Below are 24,276 nucleotides of genomic sequence, written 5' to 3'. Positions count from 1 at the left end.
GTGCGAAGGCCATCATGCTGAACATATCCGAGAATAAAAGATTTATGATGAAAGAAGACGGTGCGCCTTTCTTCTACATGGGCGATACCGCATGGGAGCTGTTCCACCGGCTTGACCGGGAGCAGACAGCCGCCTATCTGGAAACCCGTAAGGAGCAGGGCTTTAATGTCGTGCAGGCGGTCATTCTCTTCGAGCTTGAAGGGCTGGCTGAGCAGAACGCATATGGCGAGGTGCCGCTGCTGCAGGACGGGGCGGGCAAGTACGATCCGTCGCGTCCTGCGGAAATTGCGGACCGCTATGATTATTGGAAGCATATTGATTATGTCGTCGATTATGCGGCATCGCTCGATCTTGTCATAGGTATCGTGCCGACTTGGGGAGACAAGGTGCTGCTGGGCAATCCCTTTGCGAAGGGACCGGAAATCTTCAACGTGGACAACGCGCGCCAATTCGGCCGTTACGTGGGCAAGCGATACAAGGACAAGCCGAACATCGTCTGGATTCTCGGCGGCGATCGGAACCCCGATGAACGTATTGCGGTGTGGCGGGCGATGGCAGGAGGATTGCGCGAAGGAGATGGCGGAAATCACCTGATTACCTACCATCCCATGGGCGGTTTTTCCTCCTCGATTTGGTTCCATCACGACGAATGGTGTGATTACCATACGCATCAATCCGGCCATTTCGGCCGGCATTTGGCGAACTACAATTTGATTGCCAAAGACTATCATATCTACCCGCCTAAGCCGACAATCGATGGGGAACCCCGCTATGAAGACCACTCGGTCAATTGGAACGAGGAGCTCGGTTTCTTCCTCGATTATGATGTCCGGCAAGCCGCATACTGGGCGGTCTTGGCGGGCGCCTTCGGCCATGTCTACGGCCATACGAGCGTATGGCAATTCTATGAGCCCGGGCGGACGGCTTATAGCGGAGCAAAGCTTCATTGGCAGGAGGCTTTGAGCCGCCCGGGCGCCGCCCAGATGAAGCATGTGCGTGCGCTCTTCGAATCGCGGCCGTTCCTCGAGCTGGTGCCGGATCAAAGCTTGATCACGAATCAGCTGGAAGGGGCAGACCATATTCGGGCGGCCAGAGGGCGAGGTTATATGTACGTATATAGCGCAACCGGCCAGCCCTTCGAAGTGAGCATGGGCCGGATCACAGGCGACCACGTACGCGCCAGCTGGTATGACCCGCGCACGGGCGAGACTTCGAGCGCTCATCCGCAGGGGCAGGCCATTCCGAACCAAGGCAAACAAACCTTCCTACCGCCAACCTCCGGAATTGGCGAGGACTGGGTTCTTATTTTAGACGATGCTGCAAGTTAAATGGGGGAGCAGTAAAGGGAAGAAGATGGCCCGAATACGAGGAGAGAAGGAGAATGGCGATGTCTCGGAATACGATAGCATTGGAACAAATTGCTGTACAAGGGGATTTGCTTGATCGTTTGCATGCCAACGCTGCTCGTCTGGCGGATACGCTATACAGCCCCGAAGAAGTTTTTAAGCCATCGAGCTACGATTGGCCGGGGGATAATGAGGGCAGAACCTTGCTCGCGCAAATCTTGACCGCCCGCGCAACAGGCAAGGACGCCCTTCACTTGGATGCCATCTTGGCGAAGCTTCCGCTCCACATGAATGTGCTGGGCTATTTCGGGAATATACTGCCCGAAGGGATTACCGATGAGCAGCAGCTGTCCGGCAACAGCTGGTTTCTGCGCGCTTTGTGCGAGCTGTACGCTTGGAGGCAGAGTCCTGCCGTGCTGGACCAAATCGGACGCATCGTGAAGAATCTGCTGCTGCCTGCCCATAGCCATTTTGCCCATTATCCGACTGATCCGTCTGAGCGGGCGGAGGGCGGCGAAGCGTCCGGTACGCTCGCGGACAAGACGGTTCGCGACTGGTACCTGTCGACGGACATTGGCTGTGCTTTCATTATGCTCGATGGGGCGACGCATGCGTACGAGCTTCTGAAGTGGCCGGAGCTAAAGGCGACCATTGAAGAAATGATTAGTCGTTTCCTCGAAATCGATCTTTCGGGCATCAACGCTCAAACCCATGCAACGCTGTCTGCGCTGCGGGGCATTCTCCGCTACTATGGCATGAGCGGCAACAAGAGCCTGCTGCATGCGGCGGAGTCTATTTATTCGCTTTATTTGAGCGAAGGGAAGACCGAGAATTACGCGAATCGCAACTGGTTTAACCGCCCGTGGTGGACGGAACCGTGCGCAGTCGTGGATTCTTTCGTGGCCGCCATTGAGCTGTGGCGGTATACGGATCAACCGCGCTACCTGGAGACCGCGCATCTCATCTACTATAATGCGATCAGTCACGGACAGCGCGAGAACGGCGGCTTCGGCTGCGATTGCTGTACCCGTGAAGAAGAGCCTTCGCTGTATGCGCTCGAGAATGTATATGAAGCGTATTGGTGCTGTACCATGCGCGGCGGAGAAGGACTATCACGCGCTGCGGAATACAGCTATTGGCTGAGAGACGACGAAGTGACGGTGCCTTTCTACCATGCGAATCTGGTTGAACTTCTGTTTGCGGAAGGGCCGGTGGCGATGAAGCTGGAGACACGGTACCCTTATGAGGGTCAGGCGGCGCTAACCGTCGTCAGCAGTCCGGGAGCCATCGAGAAAACAATTAAACTGTTTGTTCCTCAGTACGCCGTACCCGGTTCGGTTGCCCTTCTACTGAACGGTGAAGCGATGGACAAGATAATACCGAACAACGGTTTTATTGAGATTACGGCTGCGCTTACGACCGGCACGAAACTGGAGCTGTCCTTCGGTATTGCGCTTCAGCAAATCCCAGCCTCAAGCAGCAAACCATCCGAGGGCCAAGCTCCGTTTATGCTGCGGCACGGCTCCCTCCTCCTTCATGGTCCGCTGGGCGTCGAAGGGTTGTCCATCCAAGCGCATACCACGCTGGCGCCGAAAGGAAACGCCGTCTATAGGGATGAGCGGCATGAGCGCGATTTCTCGCCCATCTATCGCCCAATCCGCGAAGCCTCGAAGCAGGATGCGTTAGCTAAGAAGCCGATTCTCTTCCGTTAGATAAGGAAAGTATTGACTTCCTTGCTCTTTCATTGACTAAAGTAAAGATTGTTCATTTCATGTCAATACATTCATATTTTCGCCTCCCGGTGAGTTCGGTATGATGAAGCAGCAAGAATGACAGTGTATATATAAACGGGAGGTTGCAAAGATGAAATCAATGAAACATGTTTTGTTGTTGTCTCTGATGACCATGGTCGTATTTACCTCAGCGTGCGGCAACTCGGACTCGAATTCGAATTCAAATTCGAACGAATCCACGGGTGCCAATGCGAACGGAACTGCTGCCGGAAACCAATCCAACGGCGCGGCTGATGATGTAGTAGACATTAATGCCAAGTATGATCCACCGATTACCGTTACTGCCATTCGAGATCAAGACCCGTCCATGGCGTTCAAAGAAGGGGAAGACTTCGAGAACAACAATTGGACCAAGGCTTACGCGGACGAGCTTGGGATTACGCTAAAGTACGATTGGATCGCTCCATCTGACCAATATTATGAGAAACTCAACGTTGCAATCGCTTCCGGAGATATTCCGGACATTATGAAAGTGAACGGCGCGCAATTGAAGCAGCTGGTTGATGCGGATTTGATCGCGGACTTGACGGATGTGTACGACAAATATGCATCCGAATTAACGAAGAAGTCGATCGAGATGGGGCCGCTGGCCAAAGCCTCGGCGACGTTTAACGGCAAGCTGATGGCGATTCCGCCGGATGAAGGCTCCTACGAGGGCGGCTTGTCCTTGATGTACATCCGGGCGGATTGGCTGAAGAAGCTGAACCTGGAAGTGCCTAAGACATGGGCCGAACTGGAGAAGGTCATGGATGCATTCGTGAACCAGGATCCGGACGGCAATGGCAAGAAGGATACGTTCGGCATGGGTCTGACGAAAGATCTGTACAAGAACGGCGTTGCGGAAGCGACCGGCGTATTCAACGCATTCGGCGCACAGCCATACACATGGGTTCAGCAAGCAGACGGCACAATCGGCTACGGCGGTATTCAGCCGGAAGTCAGAGAAGCGCTGCTGAAGCTGCAAGACATGAAGAACAAGGGACTTATCGATCGCGAATTCGGGGTGAAGGACTCCGGCAAGGTTGGCGAGGATTATGCCAATAACCGGATCGGCATTAACTTTGGAGCGCTGTGGAATCCATTATGGCCTCTTCAAGACAGTGTAACGAAGAATGCGAATGCGGACTGGGTTGTACTTCCGGGCATTTCGGCGACAGATAAACCGGTTCAGTATACCGGCGCATTGGAATTCAACGAATACATGGTTGCGAGCAAGAAGATGGAGCATCCGGAAGCGCTCATCAAGCTGCTGAACACCAGCCAAGAGAAGCTCTATGGCGGCCAAGCGGATCCTAAAGTGTTCCATACGGAAATCGTTGGGGACAAAGAATACGGACACTTCAAAGAGAATGTCATGATGGTCAAAGGCTCCGATCCGATCGGAAACTACGGCCACTACAAGAAAGTCATTGGGGCACTTGATTCCAAGGATGCAACGGCGCTCAATCCGGAAGAGAAAGGCTATTACGACAAAATCCTTGCCTTCCAAGGCGGAGACCGTACAACTTGGGGCACGGTGCGCGTATTCGGTACGGAAAGCGCGTATAGCGTTCTGGACGGCATCTATCAGAACAAAGAGCAGAACATCAATTTCACCAAGTTCTACGGCTCCAAGACGAAGACAATGGCGGAGAAAATGGCGACCCTTGATAAGATGCAAAAAGAAGTGTTCACCAAAATCATTCTGGGCTCCCCAATCGATGATTTCGATAAGTTCGTAGCGGACTGGAAGAAGCTTGGCGGCGATCAAATTACGCAAGAGGTTTCCGAATGGGCAGCGCAGCAAAGTAAATAATGCAGTAGACCAAGAAGAAGAACGATAGTGATCTTCCTATCCTTCTTCTTCTTCTTTCATCTACCCCAAATACGACATACGAAAGACGGAGGGACCGCAATGGTAAAGAATAGAATCAGCCAGATGCCGTTTCATTTGATGCTGCTTCCGGGCGTCATTTTGGTGCTGATCTACAGTTATGGTCCGATGCTTGGCATTGTAATGGCGTTTCAGCATTTCATCCCTGCGCTCGGCTACTCCGGCTCGGAGTGGACCGGATGGGACAATTTCAAGTATGTGTGGGATATGCCGGAGACCTTAACGGTGCTCTGGAATACAATCTATATTTCTGTGATGAAAATCGCGGCGGGTCTCGTGTTTCCCGTACTTATCGCGCTCTTGCTTAATGAAGTGACCAAAACCGCGATTAAGCGGGGGATTCAGACACTCATCTATTTGCCGCACTTTCTATCCTGGATTATCCTTGGCGGAATCCTGATCGATGTATTATCGCCCTCGAGTGGCATCGTGAATCAAGTGCTGGGCCTCTTTGGGATCGAGCCGATCTATTTTCTCGGTGATAATCGGTGGTTCCCGTTTACGATCGTCATCAGCGATCTGTGGAAGGAATTTGGATTCTCCACCATCGTTTACTTGGCTGCGCTGACTTCCATTAATCCGGTGCTGTACGAAGCGGCAGTCGTGGATGGCGCAAGCCGCTGGAAGCAAACCTTGCACGTGACGCTTCCGGGCATGGTGCCTATTATTGTGCTCCTTACGACACTTAGCCTCGGCAACGTACTGAATGCAGGCTTTGATCAAATCTTCAATCTCTATTCGCCGCAAGTCTTCGATAGCGGGGATATTATCGATACGCTCGTCTATCGCCTGGGACTTGAGCAGGCGCAATTCGGACCTGCGACAGCAGTCGGATTGTTCAAATCTTTCGTTTCGTTCGTGCTCATTTCGACTTCCTATCTACTCGCCTACCGTTTGGCCAACTATCGCATATTCTAGGAGGTGCGCGAACTTGCTCTATCAATTAACGACCAGCCGAAAGCTGTTCCAAGCAGCCAATTATATATTTCTGATCGGGTTATCCATTCTGTGCATTCTGCCTTTGATTCATGTTTTCGCGATTTCGCTCAGCGACAAAACCGCGGCAGCTGCGGGGGATGTCGTGTTATGGCCCGTTAACTTCACCCTGCAATCCTACGAATACGTGCTTCATAAGCCGGAATTCTCTAAATCATTCATCGTTACCTTGGAGCGGGTTGGTCTTGGCACGCTCATCAATATGTTTCTGACCATTCTGCTCGCTTATCCGTTGTCCAAGGAAGTTCGGACGTTCAAATACCGCACCGTTTACGCCTGGTTCTTCGTGCTCACCATTCTGTTCAGCGGCGGTTTGATTCCAAGTTATATCGTCGTGTCGAAGACGCACTTAATGGATACGATCTGGGCGCTCGTCATCCCCGGAGCGGTACCGGTGTTTAACGTAATCCTGCTGCTGAACTTCTTCCGCGGATTGCCCAAGGAGCTGGAGGAGGCGGCATTCGTAGACGGCGCTCGCGCGTGGACGGTGCTGTGGAGAGTGTTCGTTCCGCTGTCCATGCCCGCACTGGCGACGATCATGCTGTTTACGATCGTTCATCACTGGAACTCCTGGTTCGATGGGTTGATCTTCATGCACCGCCCGGAAAATTATCCGCTTCAGAGCTATCTGCACACGGTCGTCATCAAGATTGATTTGGCGATGCAATCCGCGAAGGATCTGGATTCCCTCGCGCAGGTGTCGGATCGCACCTCCAAAGCGGCCCAAATCTTCATGGGTTCGCTGCCGATTCTGATGATCTATCCTTTTCTTCAACGTTTCTTCGTCAAAGGTATCGTGCTGGGCAGCGTGAAGGAGTAGCGGCAGCAAGGGCGATGCGCGAGGGCATGATATAATGAGCAAATGTTAGCATCCGAAAGGAAGTCGATTCCGCTGAGACGCACCGCCAAGCTCCGAATTCCGATTTTCGGCAAGCTCGTCATCGCCTTCATGCTCGTCATTATTCCGATGTATACGATAAGCCTCTATTTGAATCAGTGGGGCGCAGCCAGCGTCCGCGATGAAATCACGAAGTCGATGAAAGGCAGAGTCCACTTCTATATACAATCCCTCGTAGTGGAATTCGAACGCATACAGCGGCTGCAGTGGGATTTCATTAATGATCGCGATCTGCAGAAGCTGAGCGTGACGAGCGAAATCATGTCGGACAACGAGCGAACGCAGGCGATTATCAGGCTGCAGGAGCGGCTTGCGCTCGTGAAGAACTCCAGTAACTATATCGCCAGCTTCAATGCCTATATACCGACTCTCGGCAAGGTCATCAATTCGCAGAACAACTATGATTCTGCTGACCAGGCTTATTTGCAAACCTTAATCGACGAATCAGGCCGCATCCATCCCATTGTCCAATCGTGGCGGGATCGTCTGTTCATCACGCAGAAGTACCCCGATATCGGGTATCCCGATTCCCTCACCTTCTTCTTAAACGAAGAAATCTCGAAGAAGGCCATTCGGCAGGAATTGCAGCAATTTTCGAATATTCAAGGCGAGCAAGCGATCTTGTTTGGGACGGACTTTAATTGGTCGATTACGAATGACGATCACGCCGATCTGATCGAACATATACGGCAAGTCGCCAAGCGCCTGGTGAAGGGCGATACGGTGACGGCTATGGATACGATCGATTTTGAAGGGACGCCTTACTTGCTTACCTTGGAGCATGAGCCTTCCTTCGATATGACGCTCGTCATGTACATGCCGGTGAAGAACGCGCTGGGGCCGATTGCTAAATATAACCTATGGCTGTGGGTGCTTTCGCTCACCTCGTTCATTATCGTATTGTTCTTCTCGTACTGGATTTACCGGGTTATCCATAAACCGCTTGAGCAGCTGGTCCGAACGTTTCGCAAGGTGGAAAAAGGTCAGCTCGACGTGCGTCTCAATCCGACAACCCGCGATGAATTCGAATACTTGTACAGCCAGTTCAACTCCATGATCGGACGAGTGAACGTACTCATCGAAGAAGTGTACGAGCAGCAAATCCGTTCGCAGCGCTCGGAGCTGAAGCAGCTGCAGGCACAGATTAATCCTCATTTTCTGTACAACACCTTCTTTATTCTGAACCGGATGGTGAAGGTAGAGGATTATCCGAAGCTGAAGCCGTTTACGAAGCACTTGGGCAACTATTTCAAATTCATTACGCGTGACGCCTCGGACGAGGTTGCGCTCCGGGAAGAATTGGCTTTTGCGCAGTCGTATTTGGAAATTCAGAAGATACGGTTCGAGGACCGCATCCAGATTGATATCGAACCATTGCCGGCGCGCTATGCCGATTTGCTGGTGCCCAGACTCACCTTGCAGCCGATTATCGAGAATTGCTATAAGTATGGGCTGGAGGACGTTGTCTCCGGGGGACAGCTGCACATTTCGTTCAAGCATGCAGGCGGTCTGCTAACCGTCGTCATTGAAGATAACGGCAAAGGGATGAGCGAGGAGGACATGAGCGCCTTGAACCGCAAGCTCAGTCATTCCCAGGCGCAGCTGGAAACCACGGGTATGATCAACGTGCACAAGCGGCTTCAGCTCATGTACGGCAAAGATAGCGGTATACGTGTAACAACCGGCGAAACGCTCGGCGGGCTGAAGGTCGAACTTTATATTCCGGTAAAGGAGGAATCATGATGCACCGGCTGCTGATTGTAGATGACGAGCCTTATATCGTCTCCAGTTTGAAGGAATTGTTCGAGGAGGCGGCTCATCTCGAACTGGATATTTACTGTGCAGGCTCGGCCATGGATGCCATCGAACGGCTGGAGCAGACGCGAATCGATATCGTGCTCAGCGACATCCGTATGCCCGGCATGACAGGGCTTGAGCTGCTCGCACAAATTCGGCGCAGATGGCCGGCTTGCAAAGTGATTTTCCTATCCGGGCACAATGAGTTCTCGTACGTGCAGGAAGCCCTTCGACAAGGAAGTGCGGGGTATTTGCTCAAAACGGACGAGGAAGAGGAAATCGTGCATGCCGTAGCGAACGTCATCGCCAATATGAACAGTGAACAGAGTTTGCAGAGCAATATGGAGAAGGCGCAGCTGCGTATGCGGCAGGCGCAGCCCTTGCTGCAAAGAGGCTTTCTGACCGAGCTTGCGGAGGGCGAGCCGATTGCCGATGCAACCAGGGAGAAGAGATTTCAAGAGCTGGAGCTGGGGCTGCAGGCCGACCGACCCTTCATGCTTGTGGTCGGACGCATCGACCGCTGGGATGAGAAGTATTCGGCCATGGACAAGGAGCTGCTCTTGTATGCCGTCCAGAATATCGCGGAAGAAGTAGTGGGACATGCCGGCGCTTTCTATCCCGTGATGAGCGATCGTTCGCGATTCTTCTGGATCATTCAAGTGGGAAGCGGCGCAGCGGAAGCCGAGGTTCCGTCGCGGTTTGTTCAGGAATCGCTTGACTTCATTCAGAATCAATGCGAGTTGCTGCTCCATGTACCGGTATCGCTCGCTTCGACGGAGCAGCCGATTGAATGGAGTGATCTGTCCGAGTATTACGGGCGTTTGAACCGGCTCCTTATTCGGGGCCTTGGACAAGGCGATCGCATGCTGCTGTACGAGAAACAGGAGGATCCCGATTCGGAAGCTCGAATCTCCCGCTGGCAAAGCGAGTTTAATCAACTGGGTACGTTGATTGAGAGTGGTAACCGGGATGCCTTTCTGCAGCTGCTGGAGAGCATCTTGGAACGAGCGGCCGGAAGGTCGTACGGCATCGTGCAGGAAACCTATTATACGGTCGCAACCTTACTGCTATCGAACATGAATCGATGGGGCCTTTACGAGGCCGTATCCCTCAAGCTTCCCATCCATCGGCTGCTTCATTTGGATGGCCACGTATCTTGGCAGGAGGCAGGCGACTATCTCAAGCGAACGGCGGACAGTATATTCGCGCTGCTGGATCAGGACAAGTCGGCGAAGAGCAATGAGGTCGTCGATCAGCTCCACGGCTATATTCACAAGCATATCGAAGGGGACCTCTCGCTGTCTCGGTTGGCGGATCTGGTAGGACTGAACGCGAGCTACTTGTGCAGATTGTATAAGCAGCTGACGGGAAGCGGCCTCTCAGAGTACATCACCGAGCTTAAGCTAACCAAGGCCAAGGAGCTGCTTCGTGACCCTCAGCTTAAGATCGGCGAGGTGGCGCTCCGAATCGGGCTGGATCCGGGTTACTTCTCCCGGTATTTCAAGAAAATGACGACCCTTTCCCCTCAGGAATATAGGGAGAAAGCGGCGATTCGTACGACGGAGTAGCGGTCAACGTTCAATGGGGAGGCAATTGGGATGAATAAGCGCGCAATACCGGGGACATCGATCGAGGCTTCCGTTATCTGTCTCGGCACGTCCGCCTATGGCGGTACGCTTCCGAAGGAAGAGGCGTTTGAGCTGCTGGATCTATTCACCGAGCTTGGGGGCAGTTTTCTGGATACGGCTAACGTATATGAAGATTGGCTCGGCAAAGGAAAAAGCACGAGTGAGCGAACGCTTGGGGAATGGCTCCGGTTACGCGGGTGCAGGGATCGGATGATTGTGGCCACTAAGGGCGGCCATCCGGATTTGCAAACGATGTCCGTCTCCCGTTTAAGTAAGGAAGCGATTGTGCATGATCTCGAACAGAGTTTAGGTCATCTGCAAACCGACTATATCGATTTGTACTGGCTTCATCGGGATGATCCGTCGATTCCGGCGGGAGAAATCTTGGAGACGCTGAATGAACAGCTGGCCGCAGGCAAGATTCGTGCATTTGGCTGCTCGAATTGGACGGTTGATCGAATCGAGGAAGCGCGCCAATATGCGGAGCAGAGAGGACTGAAGAGCTTCGCCGCGAGTCAGCCGCTATGGAATCTGGCCGTGCTCAATGAGGGAATAATCGCCGATCCGACGGTAGCGATCATGGATGAGAGGTCGCTTGCCTATTACAAGGAGCACGGTATGGCGGTCGTTCCTTTCTCTTCCCAGGCGAACGGTTTCTTTGGCGGACGCTACTTTAGAGGGCAGGTGATTCAGATGGGCGGCAGCGCCCATATCGTCAAAGCCCATTATTTCAACGAAGCCAGCTTCGACCGGCTGGATCGCGCCAAGCAGCTTGCGTCAGAACTCGGCACGACAGCCTCGCGCATCGCGCTCGCGTATTTGACCTCGCAGCCGTTTCCCGTCTTTCCGATTGCCGGAGCGAACAAACGGGAATATATGCTGGATAGCTGCGCGGCCGGAACGCTAACCTTAACGAAGGAGCAGCTGCTGTTCCTAACGGGCGGAAGCCCGATGTAACCGAGAAAGCCGGGTACTCACCTTATGAGGTGGATACCCGGCTTTTCATCATGATAGGGGGTTCAGCGCTATCGCGAAGCGAGGATAGCGCGTTCAAACGTATTGACCAGCTCAGCGCTGTACGTTTCCATGTCTACTTGCGCGATCAGATTCACATTCGCCATATACTCGCTGATGGCGCCTTGAATGGCGAACGCCATGATGAGCACGTTGAATGCGCAGAATTCGCCTGCTGCCTGCCCGTCGAGCAGGATCTGCTTAAGCTGCGCATGCATCGGATCCTCTTCATCGTCGCCAAGCTTGTAGTACGGCACATTCTCAGGCGTCCGAGCATGAAACACGATTTCGATCAACGCCGTGTTATGTTGGGGCCGAGTGCCTTGATAGGCAATGCTGGCGTTAATGTAGGCGCGAAGCTTCTCCGTGGCAGTTGCCGCTGTAGCCGTTCTCTTCAGCACATAGGAGGACGATTCCTGAACGAGCATCATCAGCGTATGGTCCATCAGATCGTTCTTATCTTTAAAATGGTACGAAATAAGCGCCGTGCTGATGCCGGCTCTCTTAGCGATTTGGGCGAGGCTTGCATTCACATAACCGATCTCATCGAGCGTCGTGATCGCTGCGTTCATGATTTGCGACCTTCTGGCTTCGGTTATAAACGATTGCTTCTCACCCTCCTTACGATCAGTCATCCTTGTTCTCCTTCGGGGGTTGTGGTTTGGATTTCGCGTTGGTACGAACGATGATCAGCGTGATGATAACCATGATTAGCCCGATATTAATGAGCAATTTGCCGGAGGAAAGTTCCAGATCCTTAAAAAAATCGACAACCGATCCATCGAGCAGCCTGCGTGCGACCGTACCGATAAACACAATGATGACAATCAGCAAGCGCATCGCCAGTGTAATTGGAACGATGGCTATCGCCAGCTCCAGCACATCGCGGCCGGCAGCTCTGCGGCTGAACAGCATTGCCGCCGCCAGCCAGCTCATTGCGCCTCCAAGCAGAAGCAGGATTGGAGTGAGCCATTCATACCAATGAAAGCCGGGAGATGATCCCCATGAATTGCGGAAGAGCAGCCAGGTGACCAGCGGAAAAGCAATACCGGCTAATACGGCGAGCAGACCAAGCGTGTTTAATGGGAGCGATCTCCAGCCGGTTCCGGATTGCGTTTCGTTGACAGGTTCGTTCATCAGACATTCTCCTTTTCATTATACGGATTATAAAAGCATTGAGCATTTAATCAAAAAACTGATTATTTAATCAAATTTTATATGGAACGGTCTCCGATGTCAATTCAATCCACATCAATAAAGAAAGCCGGGCGGCCTCTCTTTACGAGAAGCTCCCGGCATTCTTAGGAACGATCTGCAAGCGTGGCCCCCCAAGCTGTAGGATCCACGTCTTTGACATGCTGCGAGAACTGCCATAAGTGGTTTTCCATATCCACTACCGAATATTGGCGCTCCCCGTACTCCGTCTCGAAGAGCTCCTCTACGATAAGAGCTCCGGCTGATTTTGAACCGTTGTAGTGGGCTTCGATGTCGCTCACGAAGATCATTAACGACTGCGTCGTTGCTCCGAGCTTGGCCGGACTGGCTGTTAAGCGGCTGATGCTTTTCAACATGACCCATACATCGCCAAGATAGATCATCGCACCATGCAGCTGCCCATCCGGGAGCGCGAAGCGGTAATGCTCTTTGAAACCGAAGGTTTGGCTTATCCAAGTCAGCGCCTCGGCGACATTCTCGTAATAAAGATGCGGCACCAGATGGTTAGACGGAACGGAACGATTAAGGATCATTAACGGGTATCCTCCTTAAGTTGCTGCATGGCAGCGGATGCAGGGAGCCTTGCATGATTCAAATGCGCGATGGATATAATGTGCGAGAAAATGGCAACGGAGAGGGGCATGGTGATCTGGATACAGAAGTCATGGTACAACATACAGCGCCGGAGGCAGGTGAGTATATCGCCTTGCGGCTGGCTGCCGGATTAAGCCCTAAGGACGAGGCGGCGGCTAGGATAGCGCTGAAGAATTCGATTTATGCCGTTTCGCTTAGGAGCTCCGACAAACTCGTTGGCATGGGCAGAATTATCGGCGACGGCGTTTAGGTAAACGGATTATGACAGAACTGATGAATGCTATGGATGCTCATGCACCGGATGGTGCGTATGTGAGCCTGCTCGCCGATGTACCGGCAGACAGATTATACCAGAAATTCGGGTTTACATACACAGCGCCGCAATCGCTCGGCATGTTTAAGAAATACCCGCTTTAAACCTCCGCAAGAAACAGTCAAACCTTTACCGCGAAGAAGCATAATGGAAAATAGGTATTGGGTATAGTAAGGGCTGTGGCAAATCATGCTCACTATATCCAAAAGGAAGGTGTCTTGTTTAAATGGAGGCAAATAAACGTTCTCATGGATCTAAAGGTAAATCCGTGAGATGGGCGGCTAAGATGCTCGGATCATTAGTGTTGGTGCTTACCCTTCTTGTTGGAGCACCAAATGTCGGCTCGGCGATTGGTAAAGGAGCAAAGGGACCGGATGTTTACGTCATTCAGGGGATGTTGAAATCGTTAGGCAGCTATTCCGGGCCAATTGATGGGCGTTACAATGCGCTGACTGTACGAGGTGTCAAATATTATCAGAAGTCGCATGGCTTGCCGATGACCGGCAACGTAGATAAACGTACGCTCAAGTCGATCGTATACGCCTACGATGCTAAGAAGTCGGGCGTGAAGATGAAGGCGAAGAGCAGAGGTATGGGTAAAGGCGCGCAACGTATTCGCGGCGGCGGTAAAGGTCGCGGTGCAGGCTTCGGTGCAGGTGGCGGCGCAGGCGGCGGTGCAGGTGGCGGCGCAGGCGGCGGTGCAGGTGGTGGCGCAGGCGGCGGTGCAGGTGGTGGCGCAGGCGGCGGAGCAGGCGGCGGTGCAGGCGGCGGTGCAGGCGGCGGTGCAGGTGGCGGAGCAGGTGGTGGCGCAGGCGGTGGCCAAGGCGGCGGTGTAGAGCAAAAACAAGAGCAAGGCACCGAGCAAGGTCAAGAGAAAGGCCAAGTCGAAGAGAAATCGCAGCAAGAAGGCACTGAAAAGCAAGGCAAAGATAACGGCGGTCCGCAGGGCGGAAGCCAAGGCGGCGGCCAAGACAATCAAAACAACCAAGACAATCAAGGCAGCAAAGACAATCAAGACAATGCGGATAACAAGAGCAAAGGTCACTAAGCTCGGTTGAAAATAATAAAGGCAGGACCTCATTGACGAGGTCCTGCCTTCTTTAATTATGACTGCGCTGACGTTGGTTGTGCCGCATGTTTACGAATGAGTCCGATTTGACCTGCGTGCAGTCCCGTATGATAGATGGCACGGCCCAGTGCTTCACGCGGTGAGGACGGTCCGATCTTCGATTCGACGATCGTATCCCATGCATCGTCGCTAAGCTGCTTCATCGCTTCCGTCAGAAATGCATCTGCTGCCGCAGAGAACGCGATCAACTCTTGCAGCGTAAGAGCATGCCCATTGTGCGCGCCGCCTTGACCGCTCGCTATGTATTCCCTTCCCTCAGGCGCCGTTGCGCCGAAGAACCATTCCGCGAACATATATTCAACCTCAGCGTTATGGCGAATCATATGGCCGATGGAGGAGGAATCGGCAGTCATGGCCAGGCTTAGCTCTTCTTCTTGTAATCCTTGAACCATTTTCTGAAACCGATCACGGACAACGCGCCAAATTGGACCAACCGCTTCGTAACTCATGCTTACACCGTCCTTCATTATTATTTATCTTTGCGATCTACGATAACATGCTCGAAGCGGTCGCCGGCCAGATCGACATCGAACGCTTGCCCGAAACCGACTACATATCGGCCTGCCGACGGCGTCAGCTCGAAAAGGGAGAAATCGAGGCCGCGCAGCATCGTCATCATTTTGTCGCCGAACTTCACGTCGAATGCGGCGAAGATCGCTTCATATCCTTCGTTGCCGAGGTTTCTCGATTCACATACCCAACGAGCGCGCTCACGGGCAAACGCATTCGGCGTAGCCGATTCATCATTGATCAACATCACGTGAATCCGCTCGTTGTTCTCTACGAAACGGTAATGATCGGAGATCCGGCTGATGTAGATATACAGGTTGCCGTCTACTTTAACGAACGGCGCATAGCTGATAAAAGGCGTACCTTCGGCATCTTGCGAGCTGATGATAAGCGATTTGCGGCTTTCGATAAAGTCGATGTACTTCCCGCGTGATTCTTCGATGTTGGGCTGTTTCATGGAAATGCCTCCTTGTAGTGGGTGGATCGTAAACGGGAGAAAGTAGTGCAGGCACGTCTCTATCTGTGCGTTTCCACGCTAGTTGGTATTGATAATCATTATCAATAGAGTCTAGTGTATAACAGCAAATGCCAATTTTCAATAGATGTACTGAAAATGATAGTAATTATCATTTTGGAAAAAAATTTTGACCCCCCGTATCTGTCTATCTTCTGACCGCGTTATGATAGGTGTAGTGAATTTCCAAATGGGAGGGAGTCTCATGCGACGAAGCGTAAGTAGAATTAGCGGTATCTTTATTCCGGTAACGGATATGCAGCGCTCCAAGGAGTGGTACATAAGGATGTTTGATCTGGAGACGATCGATCTGTCGGACTGCTGCACAGGGCTCGCTTTTCCGGGTGAGGCAACGTTCATTAATCTGTGGAAAGTAGAGAAGCCTGCAGCCACACAGTTCGATGCGGGAGGCGGGGTGAGGATTCCGTACTATAATTTCGAGTCCTTTGATATCGAATACTCCCATGCTTCGCTTCGCGAGAAAGGGGCGGAAGTGCTGCCGATTGTGGAGGATGCGAGCGGAACCCGTTATTTTGATTGTCTCGATCCGGACGGCAACAAATACGGGGTTGTTAAATAATCAGGCGAGGTGAATGAGCGGATGCTGCCATTAATTAAGCAAGAAATTATCGGGGTCATGCACTATGTAAAGGACTTGGAAGCTGCGGCAAAATGGTACTGCGACACGCTCGGGTTTACAATCACGGCCTATGATTACCGTTCATTCGTCGAGCTCGCGATCGATGGTCGTTACGTGATGCATTTGCTACAATCAGAAGGTGAAGGCGTGCCGGCAGCACAGGCGCCGTTCACGTTTGATACGGCTGATCTTCAGCTGGCGCATCAACGGCTGGCTGAGCTGGGCGTGGAACCGGAGCCTATTAAGGAATATCGCGATCATGCCTGTTTCAGCTTCAAGGATTGCGAAGGCAATGCCCTGATGATTTGCCGGTTTGATCGCCGATAAGGAACGTATGAAGTGAGGAGTAGAAGACAGGATGCAAGCTAGTCGGACGAAGTCGGAATTATCGCGGAGCCCCTATGTGCTTATGCCGATTTTGCTGCTGCTCTGGGGCTCGGTCGCGGCAGTGAGCAAGCTGGTGCTGGGCCAATTGGACAGCTACCAGGTGTTATTTTATATGAATGGAATCGGGGTTGTCGTGTTCGCGGGCATCGTCTTGTATAAGGTGCGATGGAGAACGCTGAGGCTGTGGTCATGGCGGCAAACGGCGCTTATCGTGTCATGCGGGTTGTTCGCCTTCTTGTATGATGCGCTCTACCTGCAGGCGCTTGCTCGGATTCCGGCGGTTGAGGCCTCCATGCTGAATTATCTGTTTCCCATCTTTATCGTCATCTTTGCAATCCCCCTCCATAAGGAGAAAATGAATCGATACAAGCTGCTCTCCGTCGTAATGGGCTTCGCGGGGACGGTGTTGCTGATGACCAAAGGGGATCTTACGTCACTAAAACTGACAAATTTGACCGGCGACGTGCTGGCGATTCTGGCGGCGGTCAGCTGGGGCTTGTTCACCAATCTGGTGAAGCGGAACAAGAAGGATATGCTGATCAGCACCTTCTTGATCACGGTGGTAGCTTTAGTGCTGTCTGCCGCCGGCCTGCTGGTTTATTCGAACCTCATGCTCCCTCGGCTTGTCGATTTCGGCGGCGTGTTCTGGTTAAGCATGTGCAACATCGTGCTCGGTTTCTTCTTGTATTTCCGGGCGCTGCGCTACTCGCCGGCTTCGCTGATCGCGAGCTTTACTTTCTTTACTCCGTTCGTGACGCTGCTGTTCATCGTGCTGCTGCTCGACGAGCGGCTCACGCTGATGGATGGCCTCGCGGCACTGCTCATTCTATCCAGTGTTCCGGTGCAGAAACTGGGGAGTGTGCTCGGAGCGGGGGAGAAGAAGATAGGTTCGATGCTGTAAAAAAAGCCTCCTTATCGCGTTGCTGCGGTTTGGAGGCTCTTTTTGCGTTAGAGCAGGTGTTTCTGCTGGCCGGTAATGGAGAAATAATGCTCGAAAAATCGCGTACGGTCGACGGTTGTCGCTATCTCATGGTTACCGTCCGAGCCGCCCGCCTGAAATGTCATTTGACCGAACGTGTCCGCGTGAGTGTAGTCGACTTCAACGGAGCCGCGCTCGTACACGCAGAGCTCCGGTTCAAATAAACATGCTGCCGCGAGCGGATCATGGAAGGTCATGACATGCTGCTCCAGCCACGGCGCTCCGAAGTCCTCTACCGCTCTCATGACCGGAGTGGCAAATAAGTCTGCTTTTTCGCTCCGCCCCAGGACAAGCTGCGATGTCACCTTCAACCCGAATGTGCGATGAATCGCCACCGGGGTGTTATATACGATGGCGCAGGCATGCGGATCCATCCAGGAATTCCAGTTGGCCATCGGCATATCCGGTGCGGCTTCGAGCTCTTCGGAGAATACGCCGCTCATGATGTACAGCCCCTTCAGCAGCTTCGGTATCTCGGGATCGAGCAGAAAAAGCAGGGCGACATTGGTGAGGTGACCGACGGCGAGCAGCATCACTTCATGGGGATGCCCGTAGATGGCGGCGCGCATAGCGTCGACGGCTTGGCTCGCTTTGAAGGTAGTTTCGTGCGGCCAATTCACCAGTTTGGATGCACCGTCCGGCGTGGGGTAGACGCTGCTCGGCATGATTGGATTGTCTGCACCGGCATACACGGCGATGCTTCGTTCGGCTGCTTTGCAGATCGCATCCGCCACCATGGCGCGGTTTGCGACCTCGCCGCCTACGGTCGAAATGCCAATAAGTTCACAGTTCGGTTGGCCAAGCAGGTAGGCTAAACAAAGGGCATCGTCGATATCGCCGCCAATGTCGGTGTCGAGCCAAACTTTTAGGGTAGTCATCGTCATTCCTCCTTGGGTATGATGAAACCAGTGATAGGAGAAGAGCGGGGGATGCGGTATGATCAGCATGGACAAGCGTCGAGCAATTGTAATTGGAGCGGGCATTGGCGGGCTGTGTTCGGCTTTGGCGCTGCAGCAGCGCGGGTGGCAGGTGGCGGTGTACGACAAAGCGGCGGCATTGCGGGAAGCGGGAGCGGGTATCGTGCTTGCGGCCAACGCCATGAAGGCGCTCGACGTACTCGGTGTAGGCAACAATGTCAGAGAAGCAGGTGCCCCGGTCATGCAGGCGGACATTCGGACATGGAACGGCAGGCTGATTACGAGCCTCCCTGCCGCGAAGCAAGCAGCGAAATATGGCACGCACAGTTATGTCATCCATAGGGCGGAGCTGCAATCGATTCTCCTGCAAGCGGTTATGGCGGAATCCCCGGTCTATACCGGCAAGCAGTGGATGCGCGGCGAACAAACGGATGATGCGGCAACGGCCGTGTTTGATGATGGGATGCGCGAGAAGGCTGAGCTTGTGATCGGAGCGGACGGTATTCATTCGGCGATTCGCGAGCAGTTATTCGGTGCAAGTCCTCTCCGTTATTCGGGCTATACGGCGCTTAGAGGTGTATGTACGTTGGCCAATATACCGATTGGCGCAGCGTCCGGCGGCGGGTTTGAGGCACTGGGCCAAGGCCGAAGATTCGGCTTTTCCAGTCTGGGCAACGGCCGCGTTTTCTGGTTTGCAGCGGTTAATGCGCCGCAAGGAACAATTCTGCCGGCAGCAGAGCGTAAGCCGGCGTTACTGGACTTGTTCCGAGGCTGGTACAAGCCGGTTGTCGATGCGATTGAGGCGACCGATCCGGCGACGATTCTGGCCCATGACATCGTAGATCGGGCCCCGCTTGCTCGGTGGAGCTCCGGCCGCATAACGCTGCTCGGCGATGCGGCGCACCCGATGCTGCCTAATCTGGGCCAGGGCGGAGCGCAAGCCATCGAAGATGCCGTGGTGCTGGCCCGCTGCCTGCAGCAGACGGAGGAGGACGTGCCTGCGGCACTGCGGGCTTACGAGAAGGAGCGCATGGCGCGAGCCTATAGGGTCGTGCGAATTTCACGTTCCATGGGAAGAATGGTGCAGCTTGAGAATGCGCTGCTTATCCGCTTCCGTAACGCGGTCATGGCCGCAACGCCGGGAGCTGCTTATGTGAAACGGTTTGATCCGATCGTTGGATATGTGGTGCGCTGAGCAGAGACCGGTGACCGCGTCAGATAAGGATAGAGTAAGATAAGGCCGGCTATATAAAGCAATAAAGCGAAGATGGCAGGCGACAAGTGAACGAAGTCCGTATAGCCAATGTGCCAATGAACCGAGAAGGCCGCGAAGAATGCCGGAGCTCCGCCGATCAGAAACGTCCACCACAGCCAGCGTTCCCCTTGCTGAATGCCCCATAATGCCATCGTGAGCAGCGCCAGTGCATCGGAGAACAGCGCTCCGCCGAATCCGGCGCGATCATGGGCGATAAGTGGAATCAACCGCGGATTCATGGCTGCAATTTGGTCGGATGCAAGGCCCATGTAGGCCAGATCTTGCGGCACGAACACACGTGTAACGCCGAATCCGGAGATGGTAATACTGCCGATTGCCAGCGCAAAACCAAGCACTACCATGCAGAACTGCCCCCACATGGCCCGCTTCCACATCCGGTCGCTGCGCAAGTTGACGGGATTGCGAAACGGCTTGTCGGGGTTCGCACGCATGCTTAGCAGAAACATCGGAAGAAGAATGAGTGCGACGACCGCGTGCAGCGGATCGAAGTAGCCGTAGCCCAGATAGAGAAAAAAGCTGGCAAAGCCGGTAATACCGGACACGAGCAATGCTGTTCTGGCCCAGTGCACGCCGTGTCGTAATCCATGCCTGCCAAGCTGATAATAGAGCACGCCGATGGAAATCATCGTGCCGGCAAGCGTAATGCGATCATGCGACATGAAGTGAAGCAGACGGTGATTCAGATGATGCAGCATGTCGCGATGGATACCTAGGAACGCTTCGTCATAGGGAAGCAGCACCGTTGTGGTCGCTATTATCCACGCGAGTATACCGCCAATGATCATCCCAATGCCGAGCAAGCACATCCAGCCCCAGTGACGCCAAAAGGATTCGGGTTTTGGTGCAGGGAGTTGCCGGACGCGCTCATACAGGATGGCTTCGTTGACCCGTTTGGGCAGTCCGGGTCCGGTATCGATGAGTCCGCCGTGCAGCAGGATGTAGTCGGCGCCTGCAGCCGTCAGGTCCAGGGCATCCTGTGGTTCATAGATGCCGCAGGATGCTTTGAGCACGAAGTGCTGCGGGCCGAATCGTCGCAGCAGAGTCAGTCTCGCAGCGCACGACCGCTTATCTGCGGGCTTGACCGTGAGTCGGCCGTCAGCTGCGCGGGATTCACCCACAACGGCGCCGCTCCATGCCGTGAAATCAACGGAATGGAGCACGCTTATTAGCGTGCCGTCTTCCGCATCATGCGGGATGTAAAGGAACAAGCGGTTATCTACTGCCGCTAGCGAAGTCGCTATCAGTTGGAGCAGCGCGATAATTTGTTCCGTTGACGCGGGCCGCTGCAAAATATCAAGATAAAACCCCGCAGCACCGGCCTTTCGCAGCTGCTCCATCATAGCCAGCAGCTGCTCGAGCGCCTGTTCCGGCGTACTCCCCGGCAGAGGCGTCAATCTAGCAAACTGCGGCAGCTTATGACCGGGATTCGCGATCCGCGATGCTGCTGAGGCAGCGCCGCTATTCTCGCCATAGGATGGGTAAGTGATACTTCGTTCCTCTGGATTCAACTGAATTGGCGCTGAACTTGGGGCATGGATGGGCTCGGTCGTAATCGGTCCGATCTCCATGAAGCCCAGTCCGAACTGCGCCACGGCCCGATGGGCAACGCCGGTTGGATCAACCGTGCCCGACAGTCCGACAGGCGTGATGAAATCGACGCCGCTTGCTCGGCTTCGAAGCAGAGGGGCGGGATCCATATGCCCCAGCGTGCGAATGACGAAGGAGCCCAGAGGCAGACGGCTCAACGCGCCGATAGCGCCGAGCGTGACGGAGCGAGCGAGCCGATTCGGGAGCCGCAGCAGCAGAGGACGAAACAACGTTTGATAGGACCAATCCGGCATACGCTCACTCCCCACGTGATGATGGCATTATAAAAGGTACTTGTTACCGCACATTTGCGCCGCGCACCGTTCGGTGCTACCGGCCTTCTACTTCAAATTCGTCTCCCGGTGCCATGACGCGGCCTTTGAGTCCGTTTTCCTCAAGCTGCCGGACGAATTTCTCCGCATCCTGCTTGATTGGCGGGAAAGTGCTGTGATGGATGGGCACGGTCAGCTTCGCGTTGTACCATTTTGCCGCTTGCAGCGCGTCCTCCGGTCCCATTGTATAGTGGTCGCCGATTGGCACGAATGCGACGTCAATATCATACCGATCTCCAATCAGCTTCATATCGCCAAATAGGGATGTATCTCCGGCATGCAGAATAGTGAGGCCTTCCGCGAATACCAGGAACCCGGCAGGCATGCCCGCATACATGATTTGTTTCGTTTCCATATCGACGATGCCGGAGCTGTGGAACGCTTGAATCAATTTCGCTTGCGCAAAGCCGAGGTCGACCGTTCCGCCCATATTCATTCCGATTGTTTTCGCGCCTTGCCAGGACATGTATGTAGCAAGCTCGACGATCGATACAATCGGCGCATCGTTGGCAATCGCGACCGGAGCGGCATCCAGAATATGATCCTGATGAGCGTGAGTCAGCAGCACGGCATCGGTCTTCAGTGCTTCCGGCTTCTGGACAGCCACGGGGTTGCCGCTAAGAAAAGGATCAATGACAAGGGATTTATCGCCGGTGCTGATTTGGATGCAGGCATGGCCATGGAATTGGATTTTCATCTAAGAGATCGCTCCTTCGTTTCAATAGTCGGTACATCTTCCATAGTGCCAGATTATGGAGCCGGAAGCAATTTGAAGGCGGGCAGATCGGCTGTTTTTACAAGAAGCTAATAGGTAAGAGAGCGGTACGGCCGCAATAATACAAAAGCCCCACCTCATGCGGAGGCAGGGCTTCCGAGCTTGTTTATTAGACCGTCACCCTTTGCTCTAAAAGGGCAATAATCTCGGAGGAGTTGGTTTTCGATGCGGTTTGCAGATACTCGATGGCGTTAAGCGAAGCTTGATGCGCCTCGGGACTGGACCCTCTGACGCAGTCATGGAGCACGCGAACATAATAATCATGTTGATGCGCGTCAGCGCAAGTGTAATGAACGCAAACATCCGTGAGGAAACCGGTAACCAGCAGCGTCTCTACCTTCAGCCCTTTCAGCAGTATATTGAGATCGGTGGAGAAGAAGCAGCTATAGCGGCGTTTGCCTATGGCGTACTCGCCCCGAGCAGGCTTCAAATAATCAAGGAATTCTACATCCTCAGACCCTTCCAAACAGTGGATATCCTCAACGCCCTCCAGCTCTCTGCCAAAATCAATCAGATCGACGCGATGCAGCTCTTGAAAAAATATAACCGGAATCCCCGCCTGCCGCGCGGTTTCAAGTACTTTGCCGATATTGTCGACAGCCGTCTGTGCATCGAAGATCGGAATAGGCGTTTTCTCGGGCGGAAGCAGCGAACCCTTGGTCACATCAATAATTAACAGCGCAGCTTTACCGACAATCGTATCGATTTTCTTCTTCATGAGCACTCACTCCCACCGATTATTTGAATAAAAAGGAATCCAGAATGTCATCCGCTTTGACTTCCTTGTCGATCAGCTTGCGTTCGAAGAAGAAAGAGGAATATTCCTCGGTTCTCGCTTCAAGAGTGCTGTCTTTGCCCGTCAACATCGCTTTGACTTCATCTTGCTTCAGCAGCTTGACGCCGCCCATCATGGCGATGACTTCATCCTTGGTCGTTTCCAGCTTCTTGGCCGCAATGTCGGCCGCTTCATCGGTATTGGAATAGTAGAAAGCAGTGCCTTTATCAATCGCGGTAACCAGATTGCGTAGCGCTTGGGCGTGATCGTCAATCATCGCCTGGGACGTCATGACGCCGTCGACAATCAGATCCGGTGCATCTTTCGTGGAATAAAGCAGGTTGCCGCCTCCGGTTAAGGCCTCCGACAGATAGGGCTCCCACGTTACGGCTGCATCGACTTGGCCGGCGATAAACAGCGGTCCGGTTTGTTCGGGCGAGACGTTGGATAACTTCACATCCTTCTCGCTTAACCCTGCGAGCTGAAGAGCATGATTGAGCAGAAAATGATTCACCGTTCCGATCGTAGCCGCCACGGTTTTTCCTTTGAGGTCTGCAATTGTTTTAATATCCTTCGAAGCGACGATGCCGTCTGCCCCCATGGATAAATCGGTAAAGCTGAACACTTTCAAATGTTGTCCTTGCAGCTCATTGGTCTTTACCATCACGGCCGTATCCAGTGTCGTGAGAGCAATATCCACGTTGCCGCTGATTAAGGCTTGCGTTGCTTCGGTAGGGCTTGGGAATTGGATAAGTTCAACTTTCACGCCGGCTTCCTCGAAGAAACCTTTGCTTTCGGCGACGAACAGCCCCGCGCTTCCGACCCAGAGGTTGTAAGCGACCCGCAGCGTAATGTCATCTTTCTCCGAGCCGGAAGTGGACTTGCTGCAAGCGGAAAGCATTAGGGCAGACGTCAGCATGATGATGAGCAGTAGAAGCGGTAATCTCGTTCTCATCTCGAACCCTCCTCTAAAATAAATAAAACCCGG

Annotated in this window: 25 protein-coding genes; 15 read left to right on the top strand and 10 right to left on the bottom strand. The window is 53.4% G+C overall.

Going from position 1 to position 24,276, the window contains the following annotated elements:
- Positions 1-14 precede the first annotated feature (14 nt).
- From I8J30_RS25215 to I8J30_RS25180, 8 genes are all read left to right on the top strand, one after another.
- Complete coding sequence (locus I8J30_RS25215; protein ID WP_210662834.1) at positions 15-1,328, top strand: glycoside hydrolase family 140 protein; 1,314 nt, start codon at positions 15-17, stop codon at positions 1,326-1,328.
- A gap of 53 nt (positions 1,329-1,381) precedes the next feature.
- Complete coding sequence (locus tag I8J30_RS25210) at positions 1,382-3,058, top strand: glycoside hydrolase family 127 protein (RefSeq protein ID WP_210662832.1); 1,677 nt, start codon at positions 1,382-1,384, stop codon at positions 3,056-3,058.
- Between the two features lie 151 nt (positions 3,059-3,209).
- Positions 3,210-4,934, top strand: a complete 1,725-nt coding sequence (locus I8J30_RS25205) for an extracellular solute-binding protein (RefSeq protein WP_091225155.1) — start codon at positions 3,210-3,212, stop codon at positions 4,932-4,934.
- 99 nt (positions 4,935-5,033) lie between these two features.
- A complete protein-coding gene (locus I8J30_RS25200) occupies positions 5,034-5,930 on the top strand; it encodes an ABC transporter permease (RefSeq protein WP_210662830.1) in 897 nt (298 codons plus the stop codon).
- A gap of 13 nt (positions 5,931-5,943) precedes the next feature.
- Entirely contained in the window at positions 5,944-6,828 is an 885-nt protein-coding gene (locus tag I8J30_RS25195; protein WP_210662828.1) for a carbohydrate ABC transporter permease, read from the top strand.
- 42 nt (positions 6,829-6,870) lie between these two features.
- The gene (locus tag I8J30_RS25190) at positions 6,871-8,649 is read left to right on the top strand and encodes a sensor histidine kinase (protein WP_210662826.1); all 1,779 of its coding nucleotides are present in this window, start codon (positions 6,871-6,873) and stop codon (positions 8,647-8,649) included.
- Complete coding sequence (locus tag I8J30_RS25185) at positions 8,646-10,271, top strand: response regulator transcription factor (protein ID WP_210662824.1); 1,626 nt, start codon at positions 8,646-8,648, stop codon at positions 10,269-10,271. Before I8J30_RS25190 ends, I8J30_RS25185 begins: the two co-directional genes overlap by 4 nt.
- Positions 10,272-10,301: 30 nt before the next feature.
- On the top strand, positions 10,302-11,288 hold the full coding sequence (locus I8J30_RS25180; RefSeq protein ID WP_210662822.1) for an aldo/keto reductase: 987 nt from the start codon (positions 10,302-10,304) through the stop codon (positions 11,286-11,288).
- Positions 11,289-11,356: 68 nt separating this feature from the next.
- Here I8J30_RS25180 and I8J30_RS25175 read toward each other — a convergent pair whose 3' ends face one another.
- From I8J30_RS25175 to I8J30_RS25165, 3 genes are all read right to left on the bottom strand, one after another.
- Positions 11,357-11,980 carry a TetR family transcriptional regulator gene (locus I8J30_RS25175; RefSeq protein WP_210662820.1) on the bottom strand — a complete coding sequence of 208 codons (624 nt, stop codon included), beginning with the start codon at positions 11,978-11,980 and terminating at the stop codon, positions 11,357-11,359.
- Entirely contained in the window at positions 11,973-12,482 is a 510-nt protein-coding gene (locus I8J30_RS25170) for a hypothetical protein (protein ID WP_210662818.1), read from the bottom strand. Before I8J30_RS25170 ends, I8J30_RS25175 begins: the two co-directional genes overlap by 8 nt.
- A gap of 164 nt (positions 12,483-12,646) precedes the next feature.
- Positions 12,647-13,093, bottom strand: coding sequence for a VOC family protein (locus I8J30_RS25165; RefSeq protein WP_210662816.1), 447 nt, complete (start codon positions 13,091-13,093; stop codon positions 12,647-12,649).
- 53 nt (positions 13,094-13,146) lie between these two features.
- On the opposite strand from I8J30_RS25165, the gene I8J30_RS34095 reads away from it, so the two are divergent.
- The 3 genes from I8J30_RS34095 to I8J30_RS25155 all read left to right on the top strand — a co-directional run bounded on the left by I8J30_RS34095 (position 13,147) and on the right by I8J30_RS25155 (position 14,515).
- Positions 13,147-13,404 carry a hypothetical protein gene (locus I8J30_RS34095; protein ID WP_338044945.1) on the top strand — a complete coding sequence of 86 codons (258 nt, stop codon included), beginning with the start codon at positions 13,147-13,149 and terminating at the stop codon, positions 13,402-13,404.
- Positions 13,405-13,415: 11 nt separating this feature from the next.
- Entirely contained in the window at positions 13,416-13,571 is a 156-nt protein-coding gene (locus tag I8J30_RS34090; RefSeq protein WP_338044944.1) for a hypothetical protein, read from the top strand.
- Between the two features lie 182 nt (positions 13,572-13,753).
- The gene (locus tag I8J30_RS25155; protein ID WP_240548371.1) at positions 13,754-14,515 is read left to right on the top strand and encodes a peptidoglycan-binding domain-containing protein; all 762 of its coding nucleotides are present in this window, start codon (positions 13,754-13,756) and stop codon (positions 14,513-14,515) included.
- A gap of 56 nt (positions 14,516-14,571) precedes the next feature.
- Here I8J30_RS25155 and I8J30_RS25150 read toward each other — a convergent pair whose 3' ends face one another.
- Entirely contained in the window at positions 14,572-15,045 is a 474-nt protein-coding gene (locus I8J30_RS25150) for a DinB family protein (protein ID WP_210662812.1), read from the bottom strand.
- A 20-nt stretch (positions 15,046-15,065) separates the two neighbouring features.
- The gene (locus I8J30_RS25145; protein ID WP_210662810.1) at positions 15,066-15,563 is read right to left on the bottom strand and encodes a HugZ family pyridoxamine 5'-phosphate oxidase; all 498 of its coding nucleotides are present in this window, start codon (positions 15,561-15,563) and stop codon (positions 15,066-15,068) included.
- A gap of 262 nt (positions 15,564-15,825) precedes the next feature.
- On the opposite strand from I8J30_RS25145, the gene I8J30_RS25140 reads away from it, so the two are divergent.
- From I8J30_RS25140 to I8J30_RS25130, 3 genes are read left to right on the top strand one after another with little or no spacing between them, the layout of a single operon-like run.
- Positions 15,826-16,200, top strand: coding sequence for a VOC family protein (locus tag I8J30_RS25140; RefSeq protein WP_210662808.1), 375 nt, complete (start codon positions 15,826-15,828; stop codon positions 16,198-16,200).
- A gap of 21 nt (positions 16,201-16,221) precedes the next feature.
- The gene (locus I8J30_RS25135; protein WP_210662806.1) at positions 16,222-16,587 is read left to right on the top strand and encodes a VOC family protein; all 366 of its coding nucleotides are present in this window, start codon (positions 16,222-16,224) and stop codon (positions 16,585-16,587) included.
- A 31-nt stretch (positions 16,588-16,618) separates the two neighbouring features.
- Positions 16,619-17,548 (top strand): DMT family transporter, encoded by a 930-nt coding sequence (locus tag I8J30_RS25130; RefSeq protein ID WP_210662804.1) that lies wholly within the window; start codon positions 16,619-16,621, stop codon positions 17,546-17,548.
- 47 nt (positions 17,549-17,595) lie between these two features.
- On the opposite strand, the gene I8J30_RS25125 is transcribed toward I8J30_RS25130, so the two are convergent.
- Complete coding sequence (locus I8J30_RS25125; protein ID WP_210662801.1) at positions 17,596-18,504, bottom strand: nucleoside hydrolase; 909 nt, start codon at positions 18,502-18,504, stop codon at positions 17,596-17,598.
- A gap of 67 nt (positions 18,505-18,571) precedes the next feature.
- On the opposite strand from I8J30_RS25125, the gene I8J30_RS25120 reads away from it, so the two are divergent.
- Positions 18,572-19,738: an FAD-dependent monooxygenase gene (locus I8J30_RS25120; protein ID WP_240548370.1), complete on the top strand. Its 1,167-nt coding sequence runs from the start codon at positions 18,572-18,574 to the stop codon at positions 19,736-19,738.
- Here I8J30_RS25120 and I8J30_RS25115 read toward each other — a convergent pair.
- The 4 genes from I8J30_RS25115 to I8J30_RS25100 all read right to left on the bottom strand — a co-directional run bounded on the left by I8J30_RS25115 (position 19,693) and on the right by I8J30_RS25100 (position 24,243).
- Complete coding sequence (locus I8J30_RS25115) at positions 19,693-21,660, bottom strand: beta/alpha barrel domain-containing protein (protein ID WP_210662797.1); 1,968 nt, start codon at positions 21,658-21,660, stop codon at positions 19,693-19,695. The two genes, I8J30_RS25120 and I8J30_RS25115, sit on opposite strands and share 46 nt — an antisense overlap.
- A 76-nt stretch (positions 21,661-21,736) precedes the next feature.
- Positions 21,737-22,435, bottom strand: coding sequence for a metal-dependent hydrolase (locus tag I8J30_RS25110; protein ID WP_210662795.1), 699 nt, complete (start codon positions 22,433-22,435; stop codon positions 21,737-21,739).
- A gap of 187 nt (positions 22,436-22,622) precedes the next feature.
- Positions 22,623-23,231 (bottom strand): cysteine hydrolase family protein, encoded by a 609-nt coding sequence (locus tag I8J30_RS25105; protein WP_091225130.1) that lies wholly within the window; start codon positions 23,229-23,231, stop codon positions 22,623-22,625.
- Between the two features lie 19 nt (positions 23,232-23,250).
- A complete protein-coding gene (locus I8J30_RS25100) occupies positions 23,251-24,243 on the bottom strand; it encodes an aliphatic sulfonate ABC transporter substrate-binding protein (RefSeq protein WP_210662793.1) in 993 nt (330 codons plus the stop codon).
- Positions 24,244-24,276: the final 33 nt, after the last annotated feature.

The sequence above is a fragment of the Paenibacillus lignilyticus genome, from assembly GCF_017942085.1.
Lineage (GTDB): Bacteria > Bacillota > Bacilli > Paenibacillales > Paenibacillaceae > Paenibacillus_Z > Paenibacillus_Z lignilyticus.
Note: the sequence above shows the minus strand (reverse complement) of the source record. Positions and strands in the feature narration are given on the sequence as shown.